The organism is Bartonella sp. AA81SXKL, from assembly GCF_042196945.1.
Lineage (GTDB): Bacteria > Pseudomonadota > Alphaproteobacteria > Rhizobiales > Rhizobiaceae > Bartonella.
Genome location: NZ_JBHIRH010000040.1, coordinates 1 through 3,822 on the forward strand (window position 1 = coordinate 1; position 3,822 = coordinate 3,822).

Below are 3,822 nucleotides of genomic sequence, written 5' to 3' on the forward strand. Positions count from 1 at the left end.
TGCATTTAAGCCAAGCCAATCCAAAACATCTGGTCATTTGTGAAGGCATTGAAACCGGTCTGGCTCTTTTGTCTGGGCTGTTATCAGAGCCCGTTGATTTATGGGCGTCCCTTTCAACCCTATGAAAATGCAAAATAGATATAAAATATCTATTCTAATAGTACCTATTGAAGAAACAGTAAAAATACATTACATTAGAACTACTTTGTAACACATTAAGTGGTCGTAAAATGGCTGAGACAACATTTACCTTTCGCGTCGATGATGTATTAAAAAATGAATTTTCCAAAGCAGCAAAGGCGTGTGATAGATCTGGTGCACAATTATTGCGCGATTATATGCGCGATATCGTAAAAGAACAAAAAGAAAAAAGTGCATACGATTTATGGTTTCGGGAACAAGTTCAATTAGGGATAAATTCTGCTAATGCAAGTGATATAATGTCTTCTGAAGAAATCGAAGCAGAAGCAAAAGAATGGCGCTTAAAGACACAAAGTAAACTAGATAGATCAACTTTATGAAGCTAATTTGGACACAAGTAGCACACGTTGACCGCAAAAAGATACGTGAATACATATCACAAGATAATCCTTCCGCTGCCTTAAAGTTTGATCAACTTTTATCTGAAAAAGTAGAAAAACTTGTTAAATTTCCTACCCTTGGTCGTTTAGGACGAATTGTAAATACACGTGAACTTATTGTACATCCAAATTATATCATGATTTATGATATTTCAAATGGCGTTGTGCGTATTTTACGTGTGCTCCATACAAAGAAAAAATTTCCTTAATCAACTGTATTTTTATTTATTTTGTAATTGAAGAAAATTATTTTCTACAATACTGCGCTCCGTATCAGTAAATAATGATAAATTATTATTTTTCTAATATTGCGAATATGATTGCATAATGCACTTTGCACACCGCTTAGTTTCTACTCGTAAAAATGAAGATGACACTATTGTCAATGATGTGTCTGTTGAAAAGCTTGGGGAACTCTTAAAAGAAAACCCCCGTGGTCTCTTAATGGTGCGTGATGAATTGGCTGGCTTTTTAGCCAATCTAGAAAGAAAGGAATATCAATCAGACCGCGCCTTTTATTTAACAGCTTTTAATGGCGATGATCAATTTACTTATGACCGTATAGAGCGTGGAACCATTTTTATCCCTTATGTCACTTTATCCATGATTGGAGGCATTCAACCTTCACGCATTATTCCGCTCATTCAAGCCATACACCGTGGAATAAACGATGACGGTTTATTGCAACGCTTTCAAATGATTGTCTGGCCCGATGACAATAAAGAGTGGCAATTGGTTGATAAACCGCCCAATCAAGAGGTCTGGCAAAAGTATGAAGGGGTATTTCGCTCTTTTCGTGATAAACGCTTAGGTTCTCCCGAACAACCACTGATCATGCGTTTTTCTGCTGAAGCACAAGTGAAGTTTTATGAATGGTTAGAGCATCTTCATAAAGAGGCAAAAGGAGGTAGTTACTCAGAAAGCTTACAATCGCATCTTTTAAAAATGCCAAAGACCATAGCAAGTCTTGCGTTGATTTTTGAACTTCTTGACACTGGTCGTTTAGAAATTGGACTCTATGCCATCACAACAGCGTTGCGTTGGACAAGTTATCTGTTAAGTCATGCCAAAAGACTTTATGCGGCGGGGGATACATTAACAGCAGAGCGTGCAAAATTAATTGTCGAGCGTTGTGATTGTTTACCCGATGTTTTTACAGCAAGGGATGTTTATAAACGTGATTGGAAATATTTAACAGACAATCAAACCGTTAAGCAAGCTTTAGAGCTTTTATGTCGTTGTAACTATATTCGTGAAATCTCTGGAGAGAATAACTCCCAAGGCGGTCGACCTACCATACGTTATGAATGGCACCCTTTAGTGAAAAGTCATAAGACATCACACTGAGGCAATTTGGAAATCTTATAAAACATTAAACAATATAACAGTGAACCTTTAAAGCACTTCCCATCATTAGTTTTTGGGGGGGATGGGGGTTTTGGGGGGTCTTTTTACCCCCCCTTATATATATTTTTTAGTCAAAAATAAAAGTTATTATATTTCAATAAGTTAAGCTTTCAAATAAACAACCTATATTAAACATAACACATAAATACAATTTTTAATATATATCTAAGAGGGTTTTGTAGGTGTTTTGGGGGTTTTAAAAACAGACAAAACCTATCAAAATACTCATTCTGATATTTTAAAGCACATAGTACATTTATCTTGATGAATACGTGAAATGAATAGCAAATTTCACTACTTTGCTGATCTTATTCCATGTCATGGGCTGTTGATAAGCAGCCTTAAAGACCCCTTTTGAAAAAAAATTATCCGCTTTTTAGCATTTTCCGAATTTTTCACACTATTCATTCAAAATGGATTTAATAAGCTTCATTTTGATTCTTTTGAAGAGAATTAATCAATAGAATATATTGTCATGGAGTTTATTCTTTATGCTTCGCCCTCATCATTCTGATAATGAACACGTCACTTTACGCTCTCTCTTAGAATATTATCGTCAACAAGCAAAATCACCCCGTGAATTGGGAACATTGTTTGAAAATCTTGTCATGGCTTATCTTATGCATGACCCTCTCCATTATGGACGATATGAAAAGGTAGAAACCTATTATGAATGGGCTGAAGAGCGTGAAGGTTGGAATAAAAATGATATCGGCATTGATCTGGTGGCAAAGCTTCGCAATCAAGAGGGATATGTGGCTATTCAATGTAAGTTTTATCAAGCTGACCATCAGATCAGTAAAAAAGATATTGATAGCTTTATCGCTGCATCTGGAAAAGACATCTTTAAATATCGACTTCTCGTTGACAGCACAGAAGTGGAATTAAGTGACAATGTGAATGCCATGATTAAAGGACAAGCGATACCCGTTTATCGTATTGACCTTCGTCATATGGAAAACAGTCGTATAGACTGGCAAATATTTGCAACGAAAAAAGAAATTGTTCTGAAATCAACAAAAGAGCCTCGTCCCCATCAAGAAGAAGCCATCAAGAAAGTCTGTGAAGGTTTAAAAGAAGCAGATCGTGGCAAGCTGATTATGGCATGTGGTACGGGGAAGACTTTCACCAGTTTGAAGATAGCAGAAACCCTTGCTGGGAAAGGCAAGCGTGTTTTGTTTTTGGTACCTTCTCTGGCTTTAGTCTCGCAAACAATCCGTGAATGGACAGCCGATGCACAAGTGCCCTTGCGTTCCTTTGCGGTGTGTTCGGATACAAAAGTAGGCAAGCGCCGTAAAAACCAAGATGATATTGTTGGCATGGAAACATCAGATCTTGTTCTCCCTGCTACAACAGATGCAAAAGCCCTTGCCAAAGAAGCTCGTGAAAACCTAGCAAATGCAATGACGGTTATCTTTTCAACCTATCATTCTATCCAAGTGATTTCGGATGCACAAAAAGAGCATGGATTACCCGAATTTGATTTAATCATTTGTGATGAAGCACACCGTACGACGGGGGCTTCATTGGGAAGTGAAGACAATGAATCTGAATTTATCAAGGTTCATGATAACAGCATCATTTGGGGCAAAAAACGTCTGTATATGACAGCAACGCCTCGTATCTTTAGTGATACTGCTAAAAGGCGGGCGGATGAGATTAATGCTGTTTTGGCATCTATGGATGATGAAACCCTTTATGGCAAACAACTCCATCATTATACATTCGCGGAAGCTGTCGATAATGAACTGTTAACCCCTTACAAGATTGTGGTCTTGGGTATTAATGAAACCTATATCACACCAGCCATACAGGAGATTATTGCCAATGAAAA

At 37.3% G+C, this 3,822-nt stretch carries 3 protein-coding genes and 1 pseudogene; all 4 read left to right on the plus strand.

Going from position 1 to position 3,822, the window contains the following annotated elements:
* The first annotated feature begins 230 nt into the window (after nucleotides 1-230).
* The gene (locus ACFINZ_RS09000) at nucleotides 231-521 is read left to right on the plus strand and encodes a CopG family ribbon-helix-helix protein (protein WP_375610963.1); all 291 of its coding nucleotides are present in this window, start codon (nucleotides 231-233) and stop codon (nucleotides 519-521) included.
* Nucleotides 518-790, plus strand: coding sequence for a type II toxin-antitoxin system RelE/ParE family toxin (locus ACFINZ_RS09005; protein WP_375610964.1), 273 nt, complete (start codon nucleotides 518-520; stop codon nucleotides 788-790). The genes ACFINZ_RS09000 and ACFINZ_RS09005 overlap by 4 nt, the downstream gene beginning before the upstream one ends.
* Before the next feature lie 139 nt (nucleotides 791-929).
* Nucleotides 930-1,928 (plus strand): annotated as a pseudogene (locus tag ACFINZ_RS09010) (DUF3987 domain-containing protein); the annotation flags it as partial.
* Between the two features lie 551 nt (nucleotides 1,929-2,479).
* Nucleotides 2,480-3,822, plus strand: a 1,343-nt coding sequence (locus ACFINZ_RS09015) for a DEAD/DEAH box helicase family protein (RefSeq protein WP_375701354.1), incomplete at its 3' end; no start/stop codon positions are given.

Coding starts and splice junctions, on each gene's coding strand:
- ACFINZ_RS09000 (WP_375610963.1), top strand. CDS start 231: ATGGCTGAGACAACATTTACCTTTCGCGTCGATGATGTATTAAAAAAT.
- ACFINZ_RS09005 (WP_375610964.1), top strand. CDS start 518: ATGAAGCTAATTTGGACACAAGTAGCACACGTTGACCGCAAAAAGATA.